Origin of the sequence: Paracoccus sp. NSM (assembly GCF_052379855.1) — a bacterium.
Taxonomy (GTDB): Bacteria; Pseudomonadota; Alphaproteobacteria; order Rhodobacterales; family Rhodobacteraceae; genus Paracoccus.
The window spans coordinates 92,054-117,685 of the sequence record NZ_JBQTCG010000006.1; the positions used below are offsets into that span (position 1 = coordinate 92,054).

At 66.9% G+C, this 25,632-nt stretch carries 13 protein-coding genes; 5 read left to right on the forward strand and 8 right to left on the reverse strand.

All coding sequences use genetic code 11. The features are described from left to right. Nucleotides 1-48: 48 nt before the first annotated feature. Entirely contained in the window at nt 49-1,863 is a 1,815-nt protein-coding gene (locus ACTZWU_RS11210; protein ID WP_444737446.1) for a sugar-transfer associated ATP-grasp domain-containing protein, read from the forward strand. On the opposite strand, the gene ACTZWU_RS11215 is transcribed toward ACTZWU_RS11210, so the two are convergent. The 7 genes from ACTZWU_RS11215 to ACTZWU_RS11245 all read right to left on the reverse strand — a co-directional run bounded on the left by ACTZWU_RS11215 (nt 1,860) and on the right by ACTZWU_RS11245 (nt 19,177). Continuing rightward, complete coding sequence (locus tag ACTZWU_RS11215; protein WP_444737447.1) at nt 1,860-5,144, reverse strand: ATP-binding protein; 3,285 nt, start codon at nt 5,142-5,144, stop codon at nt 1,860-1,862. The genes ACTZWU_RS11210 and ACTZWU_RS11215 overlap by 4 nt on opposite strands. A 208-nt stretch (nt 5,145-5,352) precedes the next feature. Next, nucleotides 5,353-7,929 carry a malto-oligosyltrehalose synthase gene (gene treY, locus ACTZWU_RS11220; protein ID WP_444737448.1) on the reverse strand — a complete coding sequence of 859 codons (2,577 nt, stop codon included), beginning with the start codon at nt 7,927-7,929 and terminating at the stop codon, nt 5,353-5,355. Next, nucleotides 7,926-9,668 carry a malto-oligosyltrehalose trehalohydrolase gene (gene treZ, locus ACTZWU_RS11225; protein ID WP_444737449.1) on the reverse strand — a complete coding sequence of 581 codons (1,743 nt, stop codon included), beginning with the start codon at nt 9,666-9,668 and terminating at the stop codon, nt 7,926-7,928. Before treZ ends, treY begins: the two co-directional genes overlap by 4 nt. Then, on the reverse strand, nt 9,665-11,743 hold the full coding sequence (glgX, locus tag ACTZWU_RS11230; RefSeq protein WP_444737450.1) for a glycogen debranching protein GlgX: 2,079 nt from the start codon (nt 11,741-11,743) through the stop codon (nt 9,665-9,667). Before glgX ends, treZ begins: the two co-directional genes overlap by 4 nt. Beyond that, nucleotides 11,740-13,920 carry a 1,4-alpha-glucan branching protein GlgB gene (gene glgB, locus ACTZWU_RS11235; protein ID WP_444737451.1) on the reverse strand — a complete coding sequence of 727 codons (2,181 nt, stop codon included), beginning with the start codon at nt 13,918-13,920 and terminating at the stop codon, nt 11,740-11,742. Before glgB ends, glgX begins: the two co-directional genes overlap by 4 nt. Continuing rightward, on the reverse strand, nt 13,917-17,207 hold the full coding sequence (treS, locus tag ACTZWU_RS11240; protein ID WP_444737452.1) for a maltose alpha-D-glucosyltransferase: 3,291 nt from the start codon (nt 17,205-17,207) through the stop codon (nt 13,917-13,919). The genes glgB and treS overlap by 4 nt, the downstream gene beginning before the upstream one ends. Continuing rightward, nucleotides 17,204-19,177 carry an alpha-1,4-glucan--maltose-1-phosphate maltosyltransferase gene (locus ACTZWU_RS11245; protein ID WP_444737475.1) on the reverse strand — a complete coding sequence of 658 codons (1,974 nt, stop codon included), beginning with the start codon at nt 19,175-19,177 and terminating at the stop codon, nt 17,204-17,206. Before ACTZWU_RS11245 ends, treS begins: the two co-directional genes overlap by 4 nt. 315 nt (nt 19,178-19,492) lie before the next feature. On the opposite strand from ACTZWU_RS11245, the gene ACTZWU_RS11250 reads away from it, so the two are divergent. The 4 genes from ACTZWU_RS11250 to ACTZWU_RS11265 are packed head-to-tail and all read left to right on the forward strand — an operon-like array spanning nt 19,493 to nt 24,202. Continuing rightward, nucleotides 19,493-21,001, forward strand: coding sequence for an ABC transporter substrate-binding protein (locus ACTZWU_RS11250; protein WP_444737453.1), 1,509 nt, complete (start codon nt 19,493-19,495; stop codon nt 20,999-21,001). Continuing rightward, nucleotides 20,998-21,960: an ABC transporter permease gene (locus ACTZWU_RS11255; RefSeq protein ID WP_444737454.1), complete on the forward strand. Its 963-nt coding sequence runs from the start codon at nt 20,998-21,000 to the stop codon at nt 21,958-21,960. Before ACTZWU_RS11250 ends, ACTZWU_RS11255 begins: the two co-directional genes overlap by 4 nt. Next, the gene (locus ACTZWU_RS11260; RefSeq protein WP_444737455.1) at nt 21,957-22,772 is read left to right on the forward strand and encodes an ABC transporter permease; all 816 of its coding nucleotides are present in this window, start codon (nt 21,957-21,959) and stop codon (nt 22,770-22,772) included. The genes ACTZWU_RS11255 and ACTZWU_RS11260 overlap by 4 nt, the downstream gene beginning before the upstream one ends. Further along, nucleotides 22,769-24,202 carry an ABC transporter ATP-binding protein gene (locus ACTZWU_RS11265; protein WP_444737456.1) on the forward strand — a complete coding sequence of 478 codons (1,434 nt, stop codon included), beginning with the start codon at nt 22,769-22,771 and terminating at the stop codon, nt 24,200-24,202. The genes ACTZWU_RS11260 and ACTZWU_RS11265 overlap by 4 nt, the downstream gene beginning before the upstream one ends. A 15-nt stretch (nt 24,203-24,217) precedes the next feature. Here the strand turns inward: ACTZWU_RS11265 and purU are convergent, their stop codons facing one another. Next, nucleotides 24,218-25,102 carry a formyltetrahydrofolate deformylase gene (purU, locus tag ACTZWU_RS11270; RefSeq protein ID WP_444737457.1) on the reverse strand — a complete coding sequence of 295 codons (885 nt, stop codon included), beginning with the start codon at nt 25,100-25,102 and terminating at the stop codon, nt 24,218-24,220. Nucleotides 25,103-25,632 lie beyond the last annotated feature (530 nt).

A 25,632-nucleotide genomic window follows, 5' to 3' on the forward strand; every position in this document is an offset into this window, starting at 1 on the left:
CACGCGACGGCGGCACAAGACAGCCACCTCGCCAGAGGCTGCATGCTGATGCTGGACGAGACCCGCCCCGACCCGACCTTCAAGCAGCGCATGGATCAGCGTCTGTCGGAATGGTATCAGCGCAAGAACCCCGATCCCGACCCGGCGGTTCAGGCACGCCGCCTGTTTCTGGCCTCGTTGGTGAACAAGTCGGTGATGACCGGGTATATCGGTGGCCTCGGCCTGCCGCTGCCGCTTGTCCATGCCGAGGCCGCCTCGCTGGATCAGCTGGATATCGCCGCGCTGCCGTCGCGGGTGGTGATCAAGCCCAATAACGGCGCCGACAGCAAGGGCGTGATCCTGCTGGATGGCGAGGTCAACCGCATGAACGGCGACCGCGTGGCGCCGGCCGACCGGGCGCGCTATGTCCGCGAGACCTGGACCGCCGACAAGATCGTCGAAAAGCCCGGGACGCGGGTCATCGCCGAGGAATTCCTGCAGGATTACGACCCCGCCTTTGCCATTCCGCGCGATTTCAAGGTGTTCGCGGCCAAGGGCCGTTGCGGGCTGATCCAGGTGATCGACCGCAATCCCGAAAAGAAACTGCGCACCAACTCGTTCTTCACGCGCGACTGGTCCCATATCGACCGGCCGATCAAGACGAATTACCGCATGGGCCCCGCCTATCCCCGCCCCGCGGACCTTGAGGTTCTGATCGCGATGGCCGAACGCATCTCGGCAGAGATCGAGGAATTCTATCGGCTGGATTTCTACATGACGACGCGGGGTCCGGTCTTTGGCGAGTTCACGTCCTATCCCTCGGCCGGAGAGGCGTTCACGCCCTATGGCGACCGCCTGATGTGTCAGATGATGGATACGGTGCGCCCACCGATCCCCGCGCCTGCGCCGATCCCCGCACCTCGGGACGATCTGGCCGCCCGCTTTGTCGAGGCGGTCAAGGCCGCGCGCCTTGGCCTGTCCGAGACCGAGATGCCGGGGCTCGAGAACTGGCGCCGCAGGTTCCACCATGTCGTCTATGCGCTGAACAGGCGGTCGCGGCGCCATCTGCTGTTCCGCGACAAGCTGGCCTTTGACGGGATGGTGCGCAGCGCGGGCATGGATGCGCCGCAGACGCTGGCCGTGTTGGAGGGCGGCGTCGTCCATGATACCGTCGCGCGGGACAGGACCGATCCGACGACCTTTCTGGCGCGTCACGAGGGCGCCTTCTTCATCAAGGACAGGCACGGTGCCAGCGGCGAGGGCGCCTATGCGATCACGGCCCTGGGCGGAGAATTCAGCCTGAACGACAAGCCCTCGACCAGGGACGAGATCATCGCCCTGCTTCAGGGTCTTCCCTATCCGGTCCTCATCCAGAGACGACTGGCACAGCACGAGCGCTTGTCGGTGCTGAACCCCAGCAGCATCAACGGCGTCCGGATCGTGACGATGTTCGGCAGGACATGCCGCCAGGCCGAGATGCTGGCCACCGCGATCCGGATCGGCGCGGCGGGCAACGTCGTGGACAACCTCATCGGCGGCGGGTCGTTCTGCGCGATTGATCCGGCCTCGGGCGGGCTGCAGGGCACGCCGCGCAACAATGCGGGGGTTCCGCTATCGGCCGAGCAGCGGGGCCTCGATACATTCGAGGGTTACCGCGTTCCGCATTTCCGCGAGGCCGCCCGTCGCTGTCTGTTGCTGCACGAGATCATCGGCCCCGCCCCCGAGACGATCGGCTGGGATGTCGCCATCACGCCCGAGGGGCCGGTGTTTCTGGAAGGCAACATGTACTGGGACCCGACGTTGCATTCAGGCGCGGGTGACATCGCGCATATGGTCGTGTCGCGGCTGATGCAGCCGGGCTTTGCCTATTGTTGGAAGGCCTAGACGGGGCGGTCGGCCGGATCGGGGGCGTCGAGGGACAGGCGCTCTTTCAACACCTTCTCCACGTCTTTGCGGGCGATCGGCTTCAACAGGAACTCGTCCATGCCGACGGCAAGGCAGAGGCGCCGCAATTCGGGCGAGTCCGTGCCGCTGACCCCGATGATCGGCACGCCCGCCCGGCTGGTCCCAAGCGCGCGGATGCGCCGCGTCGCCTCGATCCCGTCCACGACGGGCATCTGGTGATCCATGAAGATCACGTCAAAAGCCTGGTCCAGCACGGCCTGCACGGCGGCGGCGCCGTTCTCGGCGGTCGTGACCTCGAATCCCAGCCGTTCCAGCAATTGCTGGGACAGGTCGCGCAGCATCGGGCTGTCATCCGCGACCAGCGCATGAGGCCGGCCGGCCCTTGCGTCCCGGGCGGTGACTTCCTGCGCCACGACCGCGCCCGAAGGCTGGTGCAGCACGAACTGCGCGCGGTTGACCAGCACAAGGGGATTGACCGGCTTGCGCAGCATGATCGTCTGAGGGCCGACAGCCTCGGTCATGCTGCGCGACAGAAGGATGCCGGGTCCAGGCGCGAAGGTTTCCGGTGACCAACCCCGCGCCTTGATCTCTCGGTCGTCCATGATCGTGACGGCATCGGCCTGTGGTGCGGTCAGCAGCGACAGCCCGACGCGGTGCAGGGCTCGCTTCAGGCTTTCGGCAAGGCGAGGACAGGCGACGGCCAGATAGGCTGCGCCGCGCGGCGGATCCTGGGCGGTCATCGGTTGCGGAACGGTCGCGGCCATTGGTAATTCGATCCAGAAGTGGCTGCCCCGGCCCTTGGCCGAGTCGACACCGACTTCGCCGCCCATCAGCCCGGCAAGCTGCTTGCAGATCGCAAGGCCAAGCCCGGTGCCGCCATAAAGCCGCGCGGTGGATTTGTCGGCCTGCGCGAAGTTGGAGAACAGCCGCGCCGCCTGATCCTCGGACAGCCCGATCCCCGTATCGCTGACGGCAAGACGCAACCGCCATTCATCCCCCGCCACATGCTGCCCCGAGACCGACAGCACGATCTCGCCCGAGTTGGTGAACTTGGCGGCATTCGAGAGGTAGTTCCCGAGGATCTGGCGTAGCCGCAGAGGATCGCCAAGCATCTCGGCGGGCAGGTCGGGAGAGATGTCCAGAACCAGCTCGACCTCGGCGGAACCGATCGCAGGCACGACGGATTCCAGGCATTCATGCGCCAGATCCGCGAGGTGGAAGGGGACGGTCTCGATCTCCATCCGGCCTGATTCCGCGCGCGACAGGTCAAGCAGATCGTTCAGCAGCCCCGCCACCTGCCGCCCGGACCGGCGGGCCTTGGCGATGTGATCGCTGCGCCGGGCAGGGTCGTCCTCATCGGCGGCAAGGTCCATGAAGCCAAGCACGGCATTCAGCGGTGTGCGGATCTCGTGGCTTATCGTCGAAAGGAACTGCATCTTGAGCTGGACCGCCTGTTCGGCGATATCCTTGCTCTTGCGGGTGGCGAGCCCCGCCTCGTGCTCGTCGGTCACGTCGCGCACGACCCAGACCGCCCCCGCGGCCGGTTCGGCCGGATCAAGCGGTGCGACGGTCACGCGGGCCCTGAAATTGGTGCCGTCCTGCCGTTCCAGCGTGTCCTCGAAGTGATAGGCCTCGTTCCGGAGGAAGGCGTCGGCCGCCGCCGCCGCCCGGTCGTCGGGCAGGATCAGCGACTTCAGCAGATGCCATTGCACGCCCACCTCGCTGACCGTCTGATGCAGCGCGAATTTCCGCAGCAACTGCGGGTTCGTCTGCACGATCACCCCTTCGCGAAGGACCGCAATGCCCACCATCGCCGCGTTCAGGATGGCCTGCTGTTCCATCCGCTTGCGCTCAAGCTGCTCGGTCCGCTCGGCCACGGCGCGTTCCAGATGGCTCTGATAATCGCGGAGCAGCGCGTCGGCTTCGTGGCGCGAGGTCATGTCTTGCAGGATGGCGATGACCTCGACGCCATTCTCGGCGGGAACCTCGCAGAGCAGCACGTCCAGATGCGCGATCTGCCCGTCCGGCCGCCGGTGCTTCCAGCCGACGCGCATCGACTGCGCGGTATGCAGCACATCCTCGAAGTCGGCCCATTCCTGCAGGCCGCGCTCTTGCTGCATCTCGCCCGCGGGCGAGATGTCGAGGAAGGCCCGCCCCACCAGATCGCCCTCTCGTTCACGGCCCAGCAGCCGCACGGCCGCCGGGTTCGCGGTGTGGTAGACCCCGTCGCGCAAGGTCGCGATGGGAAGGGCCGCGCTTTCGGCGATGACGGCAAGGCGGCGCTGGCTGCGGTCCAGCAGATAGCCCGTGGCCCTGGCGCGCCCCGCCTCGCGATCGACCCAATGACGCAGAAAGATCGCCAGCGCGGTCAGGCCGATCACGCCAAGGGCCAGCGCGCCCAGCACGCCGCGCAGCATACGCGCCGCGCCGTCGCGCGACAGCATTGCCTCGACTTCCGAGGGGATGCGCCGCGCGATCGCCTCGAACGACACCGGGTCCAGCCGTCCGACAAGCCGCCAGCCGAAATCGGGCGTCAGCCCCAGGTTCAGGTCGCGCACCACTGCCGAGTGATAGCGCCGGCCATCCGGCCAGACCTCCAGCCCGCCAGTGAAGTTGGTTCCCGCCTCTTCCAGCGCCCACAGATTGAGGGAGTCGTCCTCCAGTGTGTCGGTCGCGAACTTCACCTGGCGGTCGTCATCAACGATGAACAGCTCGATTTCCAGGCTGTCGGCGATCTCGCTCAGAAAGTCAGCGGCCCATGCGCCGTCGATATGGATCGCGACCACGCCGATCGTCGCGCCGGACGGGTCAACGACCGGGCGGGCGAAGTCGAGAAAGCGCAACGGCTCGTCCGGCGTCCCGCCAAGCAGGTCGCTCAGAAGGACGGCGTCGCGCAGATCGCCTGCGTGGTCTCCCCGCAGCCCGGTCTGAAACCAGAGCCGTTCGGAAACGTCCGCTCCGACCAGCAAACCGTGCGACGCCGCCTGCACCGTGCCATCCGGTGTGACAAAGCCTGCCCAACTGATCCTCCGGTGATCCTGCACCAGCGCGGAAAGTGTCTCGTTCAGATCGATATCAGCGTTGCGGGCGATGACTTCGGACAGCCAGACGACCTGGCGCCAGTTCTCGGACATGGCATGTGCAAAGGCGAGTGCCGCCCCGTTCGAACGGACATTGGCGGCCTGCACCATCGACGCGTCCTGCACCTCGCCGGTGCGCAATCGCAGAAGCTGGCTTCCGGCGACGAACAATCCAAGCATGAGCGCGGCCGTCGCGGAGACGATAGCCAAGGCGATAGCGTTCTGCTTTCTATGGCTTTTTGTCAAATTCATGCGGCTGGCCGGTCAACCTCGTCGAATGGATAGGTCTCGAATAGCTGCTGTGCGATAATATACGAAACGGTTCAATTGAACAATCTTTAATTGCGCGCCGGGCATGAATGCACCCGGCCAGAACAGCGCAACAGGGTCAAACAGGTTTCAGGATAGCCAATCTGCGCTGTGCGAACAAGGCTTGCGGATCGTCGGGCGCGACAAGGTGACCGCTCAGAATGTCGCACCACAGCAAGGGGCCGCCCGGATGGGGCAGGGCCAATCCTGACCAATCCGCGACCGGATGAACCGCCGCGACCACCATCAGCGCATCCGCACCGTCGTCGCGCAGGAAGGCCAGAACCGATTGTGCGTGCTCGCCCACGGCCAGAAGCGGACGATAGCTGCCCCGTGCGAAAAGGCCGGGCCGTTTTGCCCGCAAGCGCAGCAGAGCCGCCGTCAGACGCAGCTTTTCGGCGGCAAGACCTGCATCGTCTGACCAGATCGGGCCGCCATCCCATTCCGACAGAAGCCTGCGCCGCAGATCGAAATCGGCGGGGCGGCGATTGTCGGGATCGACAAGCGAATGATCCCCCGCTTCGGCCCCCTGATAGAGGTCCGGCACACCGGGCACAGTCAGCTTCAGCGCGGTCTGGATCAGGCTGGCAGCTTCGGCATCCGCGCGGAGGGCCGAGACGAAGCGGGCGAACGAGGCCCGAAAGGCTGGCATCGTGAGCGCCCGCGTGATCAGGCGGTCCAGAGCGCCCTCGTAACCCTCGTCCGGGTTGATCCAGCGAGTGTTCACGGCGGCCTCGCGGACGGATTTCAGCATTCCTGCGTGGACCCTTTCGGGCAGATCGCCCTCGATTCGGCCATTCTCGGGCCAAAGGCCCAGCAGCAGCTGATAGAGGAAATACCGCTCGTTCGGATCGACCGCATCCGCCGCATCGCCCAGCAAGGCGCGCCATTCGTCAAGTGCTGCCTGCCACCGCTTTGTGTTGCTGCTGATCGCGAGGATCCGCATCCGGGCATCCTCGCCCCGCTTGGTGTCATGGGACGCGGTGCAAAGCATGTTCTGCGGCAGCCGGGCCAGACGCGCCGCCTGCGCGGCGTGGAAAGCCGCGACCGACAGGCCGGTATCGCCGGGATGAGAGCCGACCTCGTTCAGCGCGATCAGCCGGTTGAAGCGGTAAAGCGCGCGATCCTCCAGACCCTTGGCCATCACAGGCCCGGAAAGCTGCTGGAACCGGGTCAGGGCGGCAAGCATCGCCCCGCGCCGGTCGGGCATCGCATCCAGCCCGTCAAGGGTCAGCGTCGCCCCCAGCAGGTCCCAGACCGCGGGGTCGGGATCGGGGGCGCGCAGGCGCGCGCGGGCCAGCGCGGACTCGATCCGTTTGCGGCTTTCGCGGGGCATCCCCTCCGCATCGCCATAGGTGCGATAGACGTCCAGCGCCGCGATCACCTGGGTCAGCGCCTCGCGGATCGCGCCCCGGCCCAGATCGGCCCATTGCGGTGTGCCTGCGGCCAGCGCGGCCAGTGCGTCAGTCAGGGCCTCGGCCTCGGCGCGCATGGGGCCGGACATGACGGCCAGCTTGGCCTCGTGCACGATGTCGTCGGGGGACTGGCTCTGGCCGGTCTCCTCGGCATAGATGCGGTCCAGCGCGTCCTCGCCCGCAGGATCGGCCAGCAGGGTCACGACCTGATTGGCGAATTCGTAGCCGGTCGTGCCGTCCGTGGACCAGTCGGGCGGCAGGTCCTCGCCCGGGCCGAGGATCTTTTCCACGAACAGCCAGAAGGGCCTGCCAACCGCCTGACGCAGCCTGCGGCAATAGCCGCCGGGATCGCGCAGCCCGTCGATATGGTCGATCCGGATGCCGCTGGCGGAGCCGTCGCGCAGCAGCGAGAGGATCAGGGCATGGGTCTCGTCAAAGACGCGGGGATCCTCGACCCGGACCCCGGCCAGGTCGCTGATCGTGAAGAAGCGCCGGTAGTTGATCGCGTCCGCATCCAGCGTGAAGCTGGCCGCGCGCCAATGCTGCCGCCCGATCAGAGCGTCCAGCAGGGCCGGATCGTCATAGGGCGACAGGTCGGCCCCGGCCTGCGCGAGGCGCGCAAAGAGGTCCGGCCAGCCCGCATGACGCGGCCCGGCCCCCGCCATCGCCGCGAATTCGGCCGCCAGAGGCGAGCCCGCGCGTTCCAGAACCTGCGCGTAATCATGCGGGTTGATCGGCAGGCGGTGGCTGTCATGGGCGCGCACGGCAAGGCGGCCGTCCTGTTCCAGATGCAGGCGCAGCCCGCCTTCGGCCAGAACCGTGCCATAGGCGGCACCCAGAAAGGGGAACAGGACCTTGCCGTCCAGCCTGTGCCAGTCGATGTCGAACCAATGCGCCCAGGGGCTGTCCGGGCCCCATTCCATCACGCTGTCCCAGAAGGCGTTTGCGTCCCCGCCGATTCCCATATGGTTCGGCACGAAATCGAGGATCAGGCCCAGATCGTGCCCCCGCAGCGTGGCGACCATCGCGTCGAAATCGGCGCGGCTGCCCAGTTCGGGGTTCAGGCGGTTGTAATCGGTGACGTCATAGCCATGCGTGCTGCCCGGCCGCGCGGTGAAGATCGGCGAGGCATAGACATGGCTGACCCCCATCGAGGCCAGATAAGGCGCAAGCGCGGCCGCGTCGGCAAAGCGGAAATCCGCGTTGAATTGCAGCCGGTAGGTGGCGCGCAGGGGGATCATGTCGTGGCCTCGTGCCACCAGACGACGCCGTGGGGCGGCACGGTGCCCGGCGCGCCGTGGATGCACTCGCCCCTTGCCTGCGGCAGCGCGGCAGGTGCCGGTGACAGGTTCGCGCGCAGGCCGAGGCGTGCGCCGGCAAGCCGCCAATCGACCGCAATCAGCCTGTCGCGGGCCAGTAGCACGCGGCCGGAATGGCCCGGTGCGTCCTTCAGATGCGGTATGATCCGTTCGCGGCGCAGGTCCAGCAGCCCCTGAACAAAGGCCAGCCAGTCGCGCCCCTCGGTCGAGGCTGCGCGGTCCCAGTCGATGCGCGAGGCCGCGAAGGTCGCAGGCGCGTTCGGATCGGGGATCGCGTCGCGTGTGGCCTCGGCCTCGAAGGCGGCGAAGCCCGTGAATTCACGGCGCCGCCCGTCGCGGACGATATCGGCCAGATCGCCGTCGAAGTCGGTGAAAAAGGCGAAGGGTCGCGTTTCGCCCCATTCCTCGCCCATGAACATCAGGGGTATGTGCGGCGACAGAAGATGGATGGCCATCAGCGCACGCACCATCGGCCTTGGCGCCAGCGTCAGCAGACGTTCGCCAAAGGCGCGGTTGCCGATCTGGTCGTGATTCTGAAGAAAATCGACGAATGCCGTCGGCGGCAGATGGGCCGAGGGCGCGCCGTGCCCGCCTTCGCCCTGCCAGACAAAGCCCTCGGCCAATGCGCGGGCGAATTTGGGCCAGGGGTCGGTGGCGAAAGCGGCGTAATAGCCTTCGGCCTCGCCGGTGGCGATGACATGGGCGACATTGTGGAAATCGTCGTTCCATTCGGCCGTGTGAAGCCGCACCTCACCGTCGGGGCCGCGTTCGTGCAGGGCGGTGATGTTGCGGTTGTCCTCGGTCGTCAGATGGGCGCGGGGGAAATGGGCGCGGACCTCTTGCGCGAGTTCGACAAGGATCTCGGGGTCCGAAGCGTCGCGCAGGTGATCGACCGCGTCCAGCCGCAGCCCGTCGAAGCGGAATTCGCCCAGCCAATAGAGCGCGTTCTCGATGAAGAACCGGCGGACGGGCGGGCGATCATAGGCGATGGCCTTGCCCCATGGCGTCAGCCTGTCGGGGTCGAAGAAGTCGGGCGCGTAGGTTTCGAGGTAATTCCCCTCGGGGCCGAAATGGTTGTAGACCACATCCAGAAGCGCCATCAGCCCGTGCCGGTGGCAGGCATCGACCAGCGCCTTGAGATCCTCGGGCGGGCCATAGGCGGGGTGGGGCGCATAGGGCAGCACCCCGTCATAGCCCCAGCCGCGATTGCCTGCGAATTGGGCGACGGGCATGATCTCGATCGCGGTGATGCCGGTGGCGGCCAGATCGGTCAGCCGGTCGATGGCGGCGCGGAACGTGCCTTCGGGGGTGAAGGTGCCGACATGCAGTTCCAGGATCACGGCCTCGTGCCAGGGACGGCCCTGCCAGGGATGCCAGTCGAAGCCACCCGGATCGGTGACGCGCGAAAGGCCGTGGACCGATCCCGCCTGCGCCCGCGCGGCAGGGTCCGGCACGACGCGGCCATCCTGCAGAACAAAGCCGTATTCCGTCCCGGCCCCGATGCCCGGCACGGTCAGCGCGAACCAGCCTTGATCGTCGCGCTGCATCGGATGATCGCGCCCCTCGCAGCGCAGCGACAGCCGCGCCTGCCCCGGTGCCCAGAGGCGAAAGCGCGTGCCCCCCTCGACCGCCAGCGGGCCCCATTCGGTCGGGCGGGTCATGGACGATCCTCGAGCACCATGACGCTGCGCGGCGCAAGCGCGGGGCCTTCATCGGACTGAACGGGCGCGTCGCGCAGATGCAGTGCGCCGGTGGCGCTGTCCAGAAGGCAGGTCCAATGCTGCGCGTGATCGGGGGGCGGCAAGGTCATCGGCACGGCCTCGAAATGGGCGTTGAGCAGGACCAGCAGGCTTTCGCCATCGTTTCGCAGCCACATGCCGACGCTGCGGGCGTCGGGGTCGTGCCAGTTGCCATCCTCCATCGGCTGGCCGTCGGGGCGCAGCCATTCGACCCGCACCCGCAGCCGGTCACTGCTGAGAAACGACGGCAGCGACAGAAGCGAGCGCGACCGGCGCAGCGCGATCAGGCCGCGCAGGTAATCGCGAAAGGCGGCCTCGCGCGGGGCGGGGGTGTCCCAGTCCAGCCAGTTCATGGGATTGTCCTGGCAATAGGCGTTGTTGTTGCCCCCCTGGCTGCGGCCGACCTCGTCTCCCATCAGGATCATGGGCGTGCCCTGCGACAGCATCAGCGTGGTCATCATCGCCCGGCGCAGCCCGTCGCGCAGATCGAGGATCGCCTCGTCCTCGGTCGGGCCTTCGACCCCGCAATTCCAGCTGCGATTGTCGGAATGGCCGTCGCGGTTGTCTTCCTTGTTCGCCTCGTTGTGCTTGTCGTTGTAGCTGACCGTATCGGCCAGCGTGAAACCGTCATGCGCGGTCACGAAATTGACGCTGGACCAGGGGCGGCGGCCGCGCTTGTCGAACCGGTCGGCCGAGCCGGTCAGGCAGGATGCGAGGTCCGGCAGGATCGCCTGATCGCCCTTCCAGTAGGACCGCACCGTGTCGCGATACTGGTCGTTCCACTCCGCCCAACCCGGCGGGAAATTCCCCAGCTGATAGCCGTTCGCGCCGGTATCCCAGGGCTCGGCGATCAGCTTGACGCCCGACAGGACCGGGTCCTGCCGCACCGTGTCGAGAAACGTGGCCGAAGGGCTGAACCGGTCCCGGTCGCGGCCGAGCGACGAGGCCAGATCAAATCGGAATCCGTCCACATGGCAGTCCTGCACCCAGTAGCGCAGGCTGTCCATCACCATCTGAAGGACGCGCGGATGTGTCAGGTCCAGCGTGTTGCCGCAGCCCGTCGTGTCGAAGTAATAGCGCGGATCATCGCCTTGGATGTAATAGCTGGCATTGTCGATGCCGCGAAAGCTGAGGGTCGGGCCCATCTGGTTGCCCTCGGCCGTGTGGTTGTAGACCACGTCCAGGATCACCTCGATGCCGGCCTCGTGCAGGCGGCGGACCATCAGCTTGAACTCGTGCAGGTTCGCACCCGGCGAGATGTAGCGCATCGCCGGCGCGAAGAAACCCGCCGTATTGTAACCCCAGTAATTCGTCAGTCCCTTTTCGATCAGGTAGCGGTCGTCGAAGAAGGCCTGCGCGGGCATCAGCTCGATCGCGGTGACGCCAAGGTCGTTCAGGTGGTCGATCACGCGCGGATCGGCCAGCCCGCCGAAACTGCCGCGCAGTTTTTCGGGGATGCCGGGATGGCGGGCGGTCATGCCCTTGACATGGGCCTCATAGATCACCGTTTCGGCCCAGGGGCGGTTCGGGCGCAGGTCCGGCCCCCATGTGACGGCCGGATCGACGACGACGCATTTTGGCATGACAAAGGCGCTGTCGCGTCGGTCAAAGGACAGATCCTCGCGGCCATGCCCGATCCGGTAGCCGAACAGCGCGTCGTGCCAGCGGATGTCGCCCCGAAGCTCCAAGGCGTAGGGGTCCAGCAGCAGCTTGTTGGGGTTGAAGCGGTGTCCGTTCGCGGGGTCATGGGGGCCGTGGACCCGATAGCCGTAAAGCTGGCCGGGCCGGACCTGCGGCAGGTAGCCGTGCCAAATCTCGTCGGTATATTCGGGCAGGGCGATGCGCGCGGTCTCGCGCTTGCCGCGGTCGTCGAACAGGCACAGCTCGACCTTGGTCGCGTTGGCCGAGAAGATGGCGAAATTCGTGCCCGATCCATCCCAGGTGGCGCCCAGAGAGGCCGGGCTGCCCGGATGGACGATAAAGTCGTTCTTGCTCATGCAGGGGTCATCACGATCGTGGCCAAAGGTGGAAGGGTCAGGCGCAGCGAATGCTCGCGCCCGTGCCAGGGTTCGGCCTCGGCCACCGGATGCGCTGCTTCGGAAACGCCCGAGCCGCCATAGCGTTCCGCATCGCTGTTCAGGATCAGCCGCCATGCCCCGTTTGCAGGCACGCCGATGCGGTAATCCTCGCGCACGACGGGGGTCAGGTTGCAGACGACCACGACGGGCGGGGCGCCGTCATCGGAATTGCGCTGCCAGACCAGCACGCTTTGGGCCGCGTCGCTGGCATCGATCCATTCAAAGCCCGCAGGGTCGCAATCCAGCCGGTGCAGCGCCGGAAAATCGCGATAGATCCGGTTCAGGTCGGCCACCAATTCCTGAACGCCCAGATGCAGCGGGTCGTCCAGGAGGTGCCAATCCAGCGACTGATCGTGGTTCCATTCGCGTTCCTGTGCGAACTCGCCGCCCATGAACAGAAGCTTCTTGCCCGGATGGGTCCACATAAAGGTGAAATAGGCCCTCAGATTCGCGAATTTCTGCCAGCGGTCCCCCGCCATCTGCCCGATCAGCGAGCCCTTGCCATGCACGACCTCGTCATGGCTGAGCGGCAGGACGAAATCCTCCGAGAAGGCATAGACGAGGCCGAAGGTCAGGTCGTGCTGATGGTGGCGCCGGTGGATCGGGTCGCGGCGGAAATAGGCCAGCGTGTCGTTCATCCAGCCCATGTTCCACTTGAAACCGAAGCCCAGCCCGCCCTGATCGACGGGGCGGCTGACCTGCGGAAAGGCCGTGGATTCCTCGGCGATGGTGATGGCGCCGGGATGGTCGGCGGCGACGCGTTCATTCACGCCGCGCAGAAAGGCGATGGCCTCGAGGTTCTCGCGACCGCCTTGCGGGTTCGGGACCCATTCGCCGGGCTGGCGCGAATAATCCAGATACAGCATCGAGGCGACCGCATCGACCCGCAGCGCGTCCACATGAAAGCGGTCGATCCAGTAGAGCGCGCTGGCCTCTAGGAAATTCGCGACCTCGCGGCGGCCGAAATTGTAGATCAGCGTGTTCCAGTCCTGATGAAAGCCCTGTCGCGGATCGGCATGTTCGTAAAGCGCGGTGCCGTCGAAAGCCGCCAGCCCATGCGCGTCCGAGGGGAAATGCGCGGGCACCCAATCCACGATCACCCCGATCCCGGCCTGATGCAGCCGGTCCACGAGGCGCGCGAACCCCTCGGGCGGCCCAAAGCGGCTGGTGGGCGCGAAAAGTCCGATAGGCTGATAGCCCCATGACCCGGTGAAGGGGTGTTCGCTGACGGGCAGGAATTCGACATGGGTAAAGCCCATCCGGTCCAGATAGGACACCAGCAGATCGGCGATCGCGTCGTAATCGAGGATCTCGTCCGCGCCACCCCGCCGCCATGATCCCAGATGCATCTCGTAAATCGAGATCGGGGCCTGCCGGTCCTGCCGCGTCGCGCGTGCCGCCATCCAGCCCTGATCATGCCAGTCATGCGCGGGCAAGCCGTGAACGACCGAGGCGGTTTCCGGCGGCGCCTGATGCGCGAAGCCCACCGGATCGGCCTTGAGCGGCAGGCATTCGCCATGGACGCCCAGAACCTCGTATTTGTAGACATCGCCTGCCATCAGGCCGGGGATGAACAATTCCCAGACCCCCGGTCCCAGCCTGCGCCGCATCGGGTGGCGCCGCCCGTCCCAGGCGTTGAAATCGCCCACTACGCTGACACGCCGCGCATTCGGCGCCCAGACCGCGAAGCTGACGCCCTCGATGCCCTCATGGGTCACGGGATGCGCGCCCAGCCGGTCGTAAAGACGCCGGTGGCTGCCCTCGGCCAGCAGGTATTCGTCCATCTCGCCCAGAACCGGGCCGAACCTATAAGGGTCCTCGACCTGCCATTCATGCTTTCCCGCCCGCATGGCCAGCCGATAGGGTCCTTGGGGGGCGGGGCCGCAGAAGAACCCCTCGGGGTGGATGCGGTCCAGCCGGGTGACGCTGTCGCCGGACAGGGCGATCACCTCAGCGGCCTGGGGCGCAAAGACACGCAGTTGGCCGTCATGCGGGCCGAGGATGGCGAAAGGGTCGTGATGCCTGCCGCGCAGGATGGCCTCGATGGCCGACAGGGTCAGGCCATCGGGCAGGTCGGGCGCAACGGTGTCGGTCATGGGGCCTCTCGGTTCAGCAGTTCCAGGATGCCGGCCAGCGGGATGCCGACCCAGCCAGGGCGGTTGCCCATTTCATAGCCCGCCTCGTAGACCGCCTTCTGCAGCAGGAAGAGGTCCAGCAGCGCGTCGGCCAGCGGCGCGTCCGGCATGTTGGGGGCGCCCTGCATATGGTCACGCCAGGCATTCAGGAAGGCAGCGCTGGCGGTTACGCGCCATTCCTCGATCCTTTCGAGGGCCCGGTCCGCCGAGCCGCCAAAGCCGGTGCGGTGCCGCGCGGCGGCGGTCTGGGCGGCGTAATCAAACGAGCGAAGCATCCCCGCCACGTCGCGCAAGGGCGAGGTCTTGGCCCGCCTCTCTTCCAGACTGCGCGAGGGCTCGCCCTCGAAATCGATGATGGCGACGTCGTTCTGGGCCAGAAGAACCTGCCCCAGATGAAAATCGCCATGCACCCGCGTCAGGCTGGCCGAAGGCTGCATCCGGCCAATGCCCCGCAGGCTGTCCAACAGGCGCGCCCGGTTCGCAAGCAGTTTGGCCGCCAGTGGTGCGGCATCCTCGGGCAGGTCCGCGCCTTCCAGCCGATCCAGCAGCGCGACGGCCTCTGCCTCGGCCTCGGCGGCCCAGTCCGACAGGTGGCGGGCCGTCATCGGCTCGGCCGCAAAGGCCGGGTCGTCGGTCGGGGTGGCCAGCGCCAGGTGCAGTTCCGCCGTCCGCTGCCCCAGAAGCGCGCCGATCGACAGGGGAAAGTCGAAGCCATGCGGAGGGGCGGGATCGTCGGCGGTCAGAGACCAGGTCTCATTCTCGCTCAGGTCCAGCGACAGCGCGTCGATCACCCCCGACCATGCATCCCCGCGATTGGGGACAAAGGCGAAGGCGGCGGCCAGCACGGTCTCGTCATCCTGAGCATGGACCAGATGGCCCAGGTAGCGCGGCGTGTGGGCATAGCCCGCAACCTCGGTCAGGAAATGCGCGACTTCGACATCGGGCTGATGCCCGGCGCGCAGGCGACGATAGAGCTTGAGGATGATCTGGTCCGAAAACGCGACGGACAGGTTTGACTGCTCGACCCCAAGCTGGCGCAGCGCACCGGGATCGGTGATGGCGCGCAAGGCGTCGGTCCCGTGGTAGTGCAGCGCGCCCTGCCGGTCGTCCGCCTTCATCGCGTCCAGCATGAGGACGGGCAGCCTTTCATCAAAGGCGCCGTCGATCAGGGCGCCCACGCGCGCGGTGTGGCGGATCTTGGCCAGCGTCCAGGACAGTTTCGGCGCACCGGGCCGCAGGTGGTCGTCACCCCAACGCGCCGAAAGCGGCAGGAAATAGCGCGGCGCGTTCGGGTCATCGCCCGTGCGGATCGAGACCAGAGCATGGTCGCCCTGACCCAGATCGCCCAGGTGATCCAGGCCCACCCGGTCGGGCGCGGCCTGATCCTTGGCGGCGAACCAGCGTTGCAGGGGCAGCCATTGCGGCAGGACCTCGTGGCGGAACTGCGCCCCTTCGCGCCCGGCAAGGGCGGTGGCGACGCTGCCGTCGCGGGCGGTCAGGGTGATGAATTCGGGCAGGATCTCGGGCAGCTGGTCGTGCCAAGAGGGCATTTCCTCGGGGCCGGACAGGGCGAACCAGTAGAAGCCGTAAGCTGGCAGGGTCAGCATGTAGGGCAGATCGCCGATCGGCGGAAAGGCCGAGCGCCCCGTCAGTTCCACCGGCACCCGCCCGCGATGGCGCGCCAAGTCCAGCTCCACCGCCTGCGCGGCATCGGACAGGTTCGCCACGCAGAGATAGGCGCGCCCCTCGTGCTGGCGCAGATAGGCCAGGATCTTCCGGTTGCCGGGATAGAGCAGCGTCATCTCGCCCCGGCCAAAGGCGGGGTGCTGGCGGCGCACGGTGATCATCCGCCGCATCCAGTTCAGCAGCGAGGACGGGTCTTCGGCCTGCGCCTCGACGTTGATGACCTGATGGCCATAGACGGCGTCGATGATGGCGGGCAGGTAGAGTTGCTGCGGCTTGGCGGTGGAAAAGCCCGCGTTGCGGTCGCCCGACCATTGCATCGGCGTGCGCACGCCGTCGCGGTCGCCCAGATAGTAATTGTCGCCCATGCCGATCTCGTCGCCGTAATAGATGATCGGCGTGCCGGGCATGGACAGCAGCAGCGAATTGAGCAGTTCGATCTTGCGGCGGTCGTTCTGCATCAGGGGCGCCAGCCTGCGGCGGATGCCCAGATTGATGCGCGCCCGCGTGTCGGTGGCATAGGTCTGCCACAGGTAATCGCGCTCTTCCGAGGTCACCATTTCCAGCGTCAGCTCGTCATGGTTGCGCAGGAAGATGCCCCATTGGCAATTCTCGGGGATCTCGGGCGTCTGGCGGATGATGTCGGTGATCGGATGCCGGTCGGCCTGCGCCAGCGCCATGTACATGCGCGGCATCAGGGGAAAGTGGAACCCCATGTGGCATTCGTCGCCCTCGCCGAAATAGGGGCGGGTATCCTCGGGCCACTGGTTCGCCTCGGCCAGAAGCATCCGGTCGGGGAAATGCGCATCCAGATCGGCGCGGATGGCTTTCAAGACGTCATGCGTCTCGGGCAGGTTCTCGTTGTTGGTCCCGTCGCGTTCGACCAGATAGGGGATCGCGTCCAGTCGCAGCCCATCGACGCCCATCTCCAGCCACATGCGCATGACCTTAAGCACCTCGGCCAGCACCTTCGGGTTGTCGAAGTTCAGGTCGGGCTGGTGCGAATAGAAGCGGTGCCAGTAATAGGCACCCGCAACCGGGTCCCAGGTCCAGTTCGATTTCTCGGTGTCCAGAAAGATGATCCGCGTTTCGGGCCATTTCTCGTCCGTGTCGGACCAGACATACCAGTCGCGCGCGGCGGATCCGGGCTTGGCGTGCCGCGCCTTCTGGAACCACGGGTGCTGGTCCGAAGTGTGGTTGATGACCAGTTCGGTGATCACGCGGATGCCGCGCTTGTGCGCCTCGGCCACGAAGGCCTTGAAGTCGCGCATCGTCCCGTAGGACGGATTGATCGACCGGTAATCGGCGATGTCATAGCCGTCATCCCTCAGCGGCGAGGGGTAGAAGGGCAACAGCCAGATCGCCGTGACACCCAGTTCCTGGACGTAATCCAGCCGCTGCATCAGCCCGGCGAAATCGCCGATGCCGTCGCCGTTCGAATCCATGAACGCCTTGATGTGCAGCTGATAGATGACGGCGTCCTTGTACCAGTCGGCCTGCGACCGGTCGATGCCGCCCTTCATGGCGAAGCTGGCGCCCTCGCGCCCCGTCAGCGGCCGGTTCATCGGGCCACCCCCGGCGCGATGATCTGCCAGATCGCATAGGGGCGGGTCTGTGGGTCAAGTTCCAGCCACTGGGTCTTGCCGTGCCAGGTGAAGCTGTTGCCGTGGATCAGGTCACGCACCTCGACCGAGGCATCGTCGGGCAGGCCCAGTTCCCCAAGCGGGATCTCGAAATGGAAGGCGGCGGGGTTGTGGGGGTCCAGATTGACATGGACCAGCACGAAATCTTCGCCCGCGCGCTTGGCATAGGCCAGAACCTGATCGTGATGGGCCGGGCAGAATGTCAGGTTGGTGAATTGGCGCAGCGCGGGATGGTCACGGCGCAGGCGGTTCACCAGCCGGATGTCGTCCTGGATATGGCCGGGCTGGTCCATGTCCCAGGCCCGAAGCTGGTATTTCTCGCTGTCGAGATATTCTTCCTTGCCCGGAACGGGGGCGGCCTCGCAGATCTCGAACCCGTTATAGACGCCGTAATTCCCGCCAAGTGTCGCGGCCAGCACCAGACGCGTGCGGAAGCCCGGCCTGCCGCTGGATTGCAGAAAGCGAGGATTGATGTCGGGCGTGTTGACGAAGAAGTTCGGGCGCATCACCAGACGGCTGTCGGTCTGCGTCAGCTCGGTCAGATATTCGGTCAGCCCGGCCTTGTCGTTGCGCCAGGTGAAATAGGAATAGGATTGCGAAAAGCCCAGTTTCGCCAGCCGTTTCATCACCTTGGGCCGGGTGAAGGCCTCGGCCAGGAAGATCACGCCCGGATCGCGGCGGCGCACCTCGGCGATCAGCCATTCCCAGAAGGGGAAGGGCTTGGTGTGCGGATTGTCCACGCGGAAGATCCGCACGCCGTGATCGACCCAGAACAGGACGACGTCGCGCAGGGCGTGCCACAGGCCCGGCAGCGCATCGCGGTAGAAATGGACGTTGACGATGTCCTCGTATTTCTTGGGCGGGTTCTCGGCGAACTTGATGCTGCCATCGGGGCGCCAGTCGAACCATTCGGGATGCGCCTTGATCCAGGGATGGTCAGGCGAGCACTGGATGGCGAAATCCAGGGCGACCTCCAGCCCGTGGTCGCGCGCGGCGCGGATCAGGCGGTGGAAATCGTCGAAATCGCCCAGTTCCGGGTGGATCGCGTCATGGCCGCCATCCTCGGACCCGATCGCATAGGGGCTGCCCGGATCGTCCGGCCCGGCAGTCAGGCTGTTGTTCGGCCCCTTGCGGTTCGTGCGACCGATCGGGTGGATGGGCGGGAAATAGAGGACGTCAAAGCCCAGGTCGCGCACATAGGGCAGCCGCGCGATCACGTCGTCAAAGGTGCCGTGACGGGCTGCGTCGCCCGATTGCGAGCGGGGCATCAATTCGTACCACGCGCTGAAGACGGCGGCCTCGCGGTCCACATGAACGCGCAACGCGTCCGAGCGGGTCAGATGGGTGCGCGGCCCGGCGCGCTGCATCAGCGCGGCGACCTCATCCGAGGCCAGCACGGCCAGCCGGTCGGCCTCGGGCGCCTTGCTGCGGGCCAAGGCCTTGTCGTCGCGCAGGATGGCGCGGATCAGGGCCTTGTCGTCGCGACCGGCCCGCCCCTCGGGTCCGCCAGCGGCCTCGATCAGGCGGCGACCTTCCTCAAGCTCCAGCGCGATGGCCTGACCGGCGGCGTGCTTGGCCGCGATCTCTTTCAGCCATGTCGCGTAAAGATCGCGCCAGGCGATCAGCGCCATCTCGTGATCGCCCGGCTCAGAGAAAACGATCCGGGCCTGCCAGCGGTCATTCACGACGAAAACCATCGGCGTCTCGTCAAAGGCATCCTGCCCGGCGGCGCGCGTCAGAAGGCTTGCTGCGATGACGTCATGCCCGTCCGAGAAGATGTCGGCCTCGACGATCTCGGGCTGCCCGGCAACTGCCTTGGCCGGAAACCGGCCCCCGTCGATGATATGCGAGATGTCCTCGATGGCCAGCCGGGACGCAGCCAGACGCGACAGGTCGGTCGCGGGTTCAGGCAGGGCCAGCGCGGTGCGGCGTTTCGGGCGGTCGGTGAGCGGCGTCGTCGCGGTCAATGGCAGGCCCCCTCGGATTGCAAAGGGGCGGGAAACCTGCGGACCGGCGCGATGTTCCTGACCGCGCGGACTGATCTTTGTTGATCGTGCCCCGGAGCTGCCTTGCGGGGCAGGGCCAGGCTGACCCGCAAGGATCAGCCGTCGGCGGCCCGGCACGCGGCGGCATCGAACAGGCAAGTTCAGGCTTGAACGTAGCGTTATGTGATATAATAACGCATACATTCCTCGGAGACGGAACCCATGACCAGATTGCTTGCCTCTGCCGCCCTTGCGGCGCTCTTGTCCTCGCTGCCTGCCGCCGTCCTGGCCCGTGACGGGGTTCTGGATGTCGTCGCGCCTTTCGAGATCAAGGGCCCAGATCCGGTCCTGTCGGGCAGCGTGTTCATCAAGATGGATGTTGCGGAAACGCTGGTGAATGCCGATGCCGAAGGCCGGCTGATCCCCGGCCTTGCACTGGATTGGCAGCCATCCGGCGACGGGCTGGAATGGCGCTTCCGCCTGCGCGAGGGCGTTCTGTTCCACGACGGCACGCCCTTTACCGCCGAGGCCGCGGCCAGCGCATTGAATATCGCGCGCGCCAAGCCGGGCCTGCTGGAGACCGCGCCGATCACCGAGATCACGGCCAAGGATGGTGCGCTGGTCATCCGCCTGTCAGAGCCCTTCGCGCCGCTGCCGGCCTATCTGTCGGAATACCGCTCGCTGATCTACGCGCCGGCAGCCTATGCCGAGGATGGCAGCGTCACCGAGATCATCGGCACCGGCGCCTATCGCGTCACGGTGCTTGAGGCGCCGTCGCGGCTGGAGGCCGAGGCCTTCGCAGATCACTGGGACGGCGCCCCCCCGATCGAACGCGTGACCTATCAGGCGGTTGGCCGGGCCGAGACGCGGGCGTTGATGGCCGAAAGCGGTGATGCGGATTATGTCTTCAACCTGGACCCCGCCTCTGTCTCGCGGCTTTCGGCGGTGGACCGGGTTCAGGTCCTCTCGGTCTCGGTCCCGCGTTCGCTGCTGATCAAGGTGAACGCGGGCCATCCCGCGCTGGACAGCCCGGATGCGCGGCGCGCCCTGTCGCTGGCCATCGACCGCGCGGGGCTGGCGCAGGCGATCCTGCGCTATCCGGCGGCGGCGGACCAGATCCTGCCGCCCTCGGCCGGGGGTTGGCATTCGGACAAGGTCGAGCCTCTGGCCCATGACCCCGAGGCCGCACGCGCGCTGCTGGCCGAACTGGGCTGGACCGCCGGTCCTGACGGCATCCTGATGCGCGACGGACAGCGTCTCAGCCTGACGCTGACGACCTATCCCGACCGGCCCGAACTGCCGCTGTCGGCGGCGGTGCTGCAACAGATGTTCGCCGATATCGGGGTCGAGATGATCATCGATTCGACGAATTCGTCTGAAATCCCGGTCCGTCATTCCGAAGGCACGCTGGATATCGCGCTGATCGCGCGGAACTTCGCGTTGGTTCCCGACCCGGTGGGCACCTTCCTGACCGATTACGCCCCGACCGGCGACTGGGGCGCGATGAACTGGCAGAACGCCGATTTCACCGCCCTGATCCATGATCTTGCGCGGGGCGAGGGGGAACAGGCCGAACGCGACCGCGCCATCGCCATCCTGCAGGCGGAATTGCCCGTCATCCCGGTGGCCTGGTATCAGCAGAACGCGGCGGTTTCGAAGGCCATCACGGGGGCGGTGCTGGACCCTTACGAGCGCACGATCGGCCTGCGTCGGATCGAGTGGGCCGAATGACGCATCCGGTGCTGCGCGCGATCCTCTATCGCGCGGCGCAGGCCCTGCTGGTCGCGCTGCTGGTCGGGGTGCTGACCTTCCTGATGATGCAGTCGCTGCCCGGCGACATGGCCTTTCGCATCGCGGCGGGGCGCTACGGCTATGACGGCGTGAACGCCGAGGCCGCCGAGGCCGTGCGCCGCGAACTGGCGCTGGACCAGCCTGCGCTTGGGGCCTTTGCGGCGTGGTTCTGGGACCTGTTGCGGCTGGATTTCGGCACCTCGGCCCTGTCCGGCGCGCCGGTCTGGGACGAGATCCGCCACCAGCTTGGCGCCAGCCTGCAACTGGCGGCCGCCGCGATGGCGCTGTCCTTCGTGATCGGCCCGCCCCTTGGCATTCTGGCGGGCCTCAGGGCCGGGGGGTGGCTGGACCGTGCGTTGCTGGTCGTCTCGACCGCGTTGCGGGCGGTGCCGCAATTCCTGATGGGGCTGGTCCTGATCGTTCTGGTCTCGATCCAGCTGGGCTGGCTGCCGGCAGCAGGCCATGGGCGGCCCGAGCATTTCATCCTGCCCGCGCTGACTTTGGCGCTTGGTCTGGCAGCGGTCTCGGCGCGGATCGCGCGCGATGCGATGGCGGCGGTGGCCGCAAGTCCGCATTACGCCTTTGGCCGCTGGAAGGGCCTGTCGGAATGGCAATTGCTGCGCCGCCACGGGCTGCGCAATATCGGTGTGGCGCTGGTCACCTATCTGGGGCTGCAATTCGCCATGCTGGTCGAGGGCGTCGTGGTGATCGAGACGATCTTCGGCTGGCCCGGCATCGGTCACGCGCTGGTCCATGCGATCTTCGGGCGCGACGTGCCGATGGTGCAGGGGACCGCGCTGCTTCTGGGTCTGGGATTCGTCGCGCTGAACGCGATGGTGGATCTGACCGCGCGCTGGATCGACCCGCGCGACCGCACCGACCGGAGGCTGGGCGCATGAGCCTGACCCTGACAGACCTGCCGCAGCAATCGCGGGCATGGGCGCGGCTTATGGGTGCTTGCCTGCTGGTGCTGGTCCTGGCCTTTGCGCTGCTGGCGCCGCTGGTGTTTCCGGCCGATCCGCTGCGCCAGAGCCTTGGCCAGATCCTTGCCGCGCCTGACGCGGCCTCGCCCCTGGGCTACGACCATCTGGGCCGGTCGCTGACCGCGCGGCTGGCCTCGGCCCTGCGTCTGTCGCTGGCCATCGCGGCGGCGGCGGTTCTTAGCGGTGCCATCCTGGGCGTCGCGGCGGGCGTGCTGGCCGCGTGGCGCGGGGGGTGGCTGGACCGCGCGCTGAGCCTGATCGCGGATGCGTTTCTGGCGCTGCCCGGTCTGCTTCTGGTGCTGATCGTCTCGGCCATCGTGCCGGTGACGGCCTTCGCCTTCTGGATCGGCCTGACGCTGGTTCTGTGGATCGAGTTCTTCCGCCTGACGCGTGCCACGGTCAGCCGCCTTCTGGCCGCCCCCGCGATCGAGGCCTCGCTGCTGCTGGGCTTCGGGCCGATCCACGTCTTTCGCCGCCACCTCTGGCCGGAACTGGCGCCGATGCTGCTGACGCTAGGCGCCTTTGGCGCGGCGACGGCGGTCATGATGATCGCGGCCCTCGGCTTCGTCAGCGTGGGCGTGCGCCCGCCCCGGCCAGAACTGGGCCTGATGATGGTCGAAATGCTGCCCTATTACCGCGAGGCACCGATGGCATTGCTGGTCCCGGTCGCAGCCACCTTCCTGACCCTTCTGGGCCTCAACCTTGTCGCCGGGGGGCGCCGCGCATGAGCGATCTGTTGAACGCGGTGAATGTCTCGGTCCGCTCGGGGATGACAGCTCTGGTCGAGCCCGTCTCGCTGCGGCTGGCGGCGGGCAGCCCCGTCACGATCCTCGGCGAGACCGGATCGGGCAAGAGCCTTCTGGCGCAGGCGATCATCGGCACCCTGCCTGCGGGGCTGCAACCCGCCGGCCAGGTCGAGATCGCGGGGAACGCCCTCGATCTGGCTCGACCGCAGGCCCTGCGCGCCTTGTGGGGCCGCGTGATCGGCGTCCTGCCGCAAGAGCCGTGGCTGTCGCTGGACCCGCTGATGCGCGCGCGCGCGCAGGTGGCCGAGGGGCATGCCCTTGTCCGCGGGCTGGGCTGGGCCGAGGCCGGGCTTCAGGCCGACCGTGATCTGGCCGAACTTGGCCTTGATGGTGCGGGCGCGGCGCGGCCCGATCAGCTTTCGGGCGGTATGGCGCAGCGGGTGGCCTTTGCCGCCGCCCGCGCCGGGGGGGCGCGTATCGTGGTCGCGGACGAGCCGACCAAGGGTCTGGACATCGCACGCCGCGACGACGTGATCGCGCTGCTGATGGCCGGGCTGAGGCAGGGCGGCGGCCTTCTGACGATCACCCATGATCTGGCGCTGGCGCGTCAGATCGGGGGCGAACTGATCGTCATGCTGAAGGGCCGCGTGGTCGAGCGCGGCCCCACCGCCGAGATCCTGACCCGCCCGCGCCACGCCTATACCCGCCGCCTGATCGCCGCCGATCCCGCAAGCTGGCCGCGCCCCGTGCCGCGCCCGCCCCTTGGCGCGCCCGTCCTGAGCGCCGAAAGCCTGACCGTCCGCCGGGGCGGGCGACAGCTTTTCGACGGCTTCGGTCTGGACCTGCATCCGGGCCGGATCATCGGCATCGAGGGGCCAAGCGGTTGCGGCAAGTCCACGCTTGGCGATGTGCTGCTGGGCCTCTGCCAGCCCGCGTCTGGCCGGGTGATCCGGCAGCCCGGCCTGTCGGCGCGGCGGTTCCAGAAGCTCTATCAGGACCCGCCAAGCGCCTTTCCGCGCCACCAACCCCTTGGCGGCGCACTGGCGGATCTGGTCCGGCTGCACCGGCTGGACCGCAGCCGCATCCCCGCCTTGATGGCGCGCCTGCGTCTTGATCCGAGGCTGCTGCTGCGCCGCCCGGCCGAGGTTTCGGGCGGCGAATTGCAGCGGCTGGCATTGCTGCGTCTGCTGCTGCTGGACCCGGTCTTTCTGTTTGCCGACGAGCCGACTTCGCGGCTGGACCTGATCACGCAGGCCGAGGTGACGGCCCTGCTGGTCGAGACCGCGCGCGAACGCGGCATGGCGCTGCTGATCGTCAGCCATGATCCCGACCTGCTGGCCGGGATCTCGGACCAGGTGATCCGGCTGGGCAGCGCCGCGACCCACGCCGACGGGATGCGGGCGGCGGGCTGAACCCGCCGCGCCTGCTCAGCCCATGCGTTCCGAGGCGTATTCGTTCGGGCTGGCGGGGAACACGACCGTTTTGTCGCCGCTGATGAAGACGCGGCGATGGATATGGGCGTGGATGGCGCGCGCCAGCACCTGGCTTTCCACGTCGCGGCCAAGGCTCACGTAATCCCCCGCGCTTTGGGCATGGGTCACGCGCACGGTGTCCTGTTCGATGATCGGGCCTTCGTCCAGATCGGCGGTGACATAGTGGCTGGTCGCCCCGATCAGCTTGACGCCCCGGTCGAAGGCCTGCTTGTAAGGGTTCGCGCCCTTGAAGCTGGGCAGGAAGGAATGGTGGATGTTGATGATCCGCCCCGACATCTTCTGGCACATCTCGTCAGACAGGACCTGCATGTAGCGCGCCAGCACGATCAGCTCGGCACCCGTCTCGCGGACGATGCGCATCTGCTCGGCCTCGGCCTCGGCCTTGTTCTCTTTCGTCACCTTGATGCAGTGGAACGGCAGATCGTGGTTCACGACGACCTTCTGGTAGTCCATGTGGTTCGAGATCACCGCCACGATGTCGATCGGCAGCGCCCCGATCCGCCAGCGATAGAGCAGGTCGTTCAGGCAATGCCCGAAGCGGCTGACCATGATCACGACCTTCATCTTTTCGCAGGGATCGTGGAAGGCATGGACGATATCGCTGCCCTCGATCACGGCGCGGAAGGCCTGATCCAGCTCTTCGCGGGTCTTGCCCTGTTCCGACATGAAACTGAGACGCATGAAGAAGCGGTCGTTCTGCAGGTCGGTGAATTGCGAGCTGTCATGGATGTTGCAGCCGGCCTGCGCCAGAAACGAGGAAATCGTTGCGACGATCCCGGTCCGGACAGGGCAGGAGACGGTCAGGATGAGCTGGGGCATGGCGATGTCCTCTTGCTGGGTAGGGGGGATGGCATGGATCGGCCCGGCCGCGCAGGGGCAGGGTGATCGGGACCTTTCTCATGGGTAGCGGGTCGCAATTGGGGCGGCGTGAAGATTTGCGACGGGCGGCCAGCAGCTTTGCGCCAGTCCGCTGATGCTGCGACGCAGCGGCCGTTTGGCGCATTGACCGCGATCAAGGGCTTTCGGGATGGGGCGCAATGCTACCGCCGGAATGTCGCGTCCGTCCTGCGACGCTGCGGCACTTGGACACATAAACGTCAGACTTGAAGATGCTTGTCTCGGCCCGCTGCCGGATCAGCCGCACATCGCACGGAAATGGAGCCTCGGCAGGACCCCCGTCCTGCGGGATCGGGACGCGTCGCGCCCGGCCACGGGACCTTGCCATTTCCGCGCCAAGACCAAGACGGCCCTATCGGCGGGTTTCCCTTCAGGCAGGCACGGTGCCAACTCAGGAGGACGTAAGCGTGACCTATGTGACCAAGGAGGGCGAGGCCGGGGATCGGCCCGAC

What these genes read in the sequence shown, in the direction of transcription:
- ACTZWU_RS11210 (WP_444737446.1), top strand. Translation starts at nt 49, where the DNA reads ATGCTGGACGAGACCCGCCCCGACCCGACCTTCAAGCAGCGCATGGAT.
- ACTZWU_RS11215 (WP_444737447.1), bottom strand. Translation starts at nt 5,144, where the DNA reads ATGCTTGGATTGTTCGTCGCCGGAAGCCAGCTTCTGCGATTGCGCACC.
- treY (WP_444737448.1), bottom strand. Translation starts at nt 7,929, where the DNA reads ATGATCCCCCTGCGCGCCACCTACCGGCTGCAATTCAACGCGGATTTC.
- treZ (WP_444737449.1), bottom strand. Translation starts at nt 9,668, where the DNA reads ATGACCCGCCCGACCGAATGGGGCCCGCTGGCGGTCGAGGGGGGCACG.
- glgX (WP_444737450.1), bottom strand. Translation starts at nt 11,743, where the DNA reads ATGAGCAAGAACGACTTTATCGTCCATCCGGGCAGCCCGGCCTCTCTG.
- glgB (WP_444737451.1), bottom strand. Translation starts at nt 13,920, where the DNA reads ATGACCGACACCGTTGCGCCCGACCTGCCCGATGGCCTGACCCTGTCG.
- treS (WP_444737452.1), bottom strand. Translation starts at nt 17,207, where the DNA reads ATGAACCGGCCGCTGACGGGGCGCGAGGGCGCCAGCTTCGCCATGAAG.
- ACTZWU_RS11250 (WP_444737453.1), top strand. Translation starts at nt 19,493, where the DNA reads ATGACCAGATTGCTTGCCTCTGCCGCCCTTGCGGCGCTCTTGTCCTCG.
- ACTZWU_RS11255 (WP_444737454.1), top strand. Translation starts at nt 20,998, where the DNA reads ATGACGCATCCGGTGCTGCGCGCGATCCTCTATCGCGCGGCGCAGGCC.
- ACTZWU_RS11260 (WP_444737455.1), top strand. Translation starts at nt 21,957, where the DNA reads ATGAGCCTGACCCTGACAGACCTGCCGCAGCAATCGCGGGCATGGGCG.
- ACTZWU_RS11265 (WP_444737456.1), top strand. Translation starts at nt 22,769, where the DNA reads ATGAGCGATCTGTTGAACGCGGTGAATGTCTCGGTCCGCTCGGGGATG.
- purU (WP_444737457.1), bottom strand. Translation starts at nt 25,102, where the DNA reads ATGCCCCAGCTCATCCTGACCGTCTCCTGCCCTGTCCGGACCGGGATC.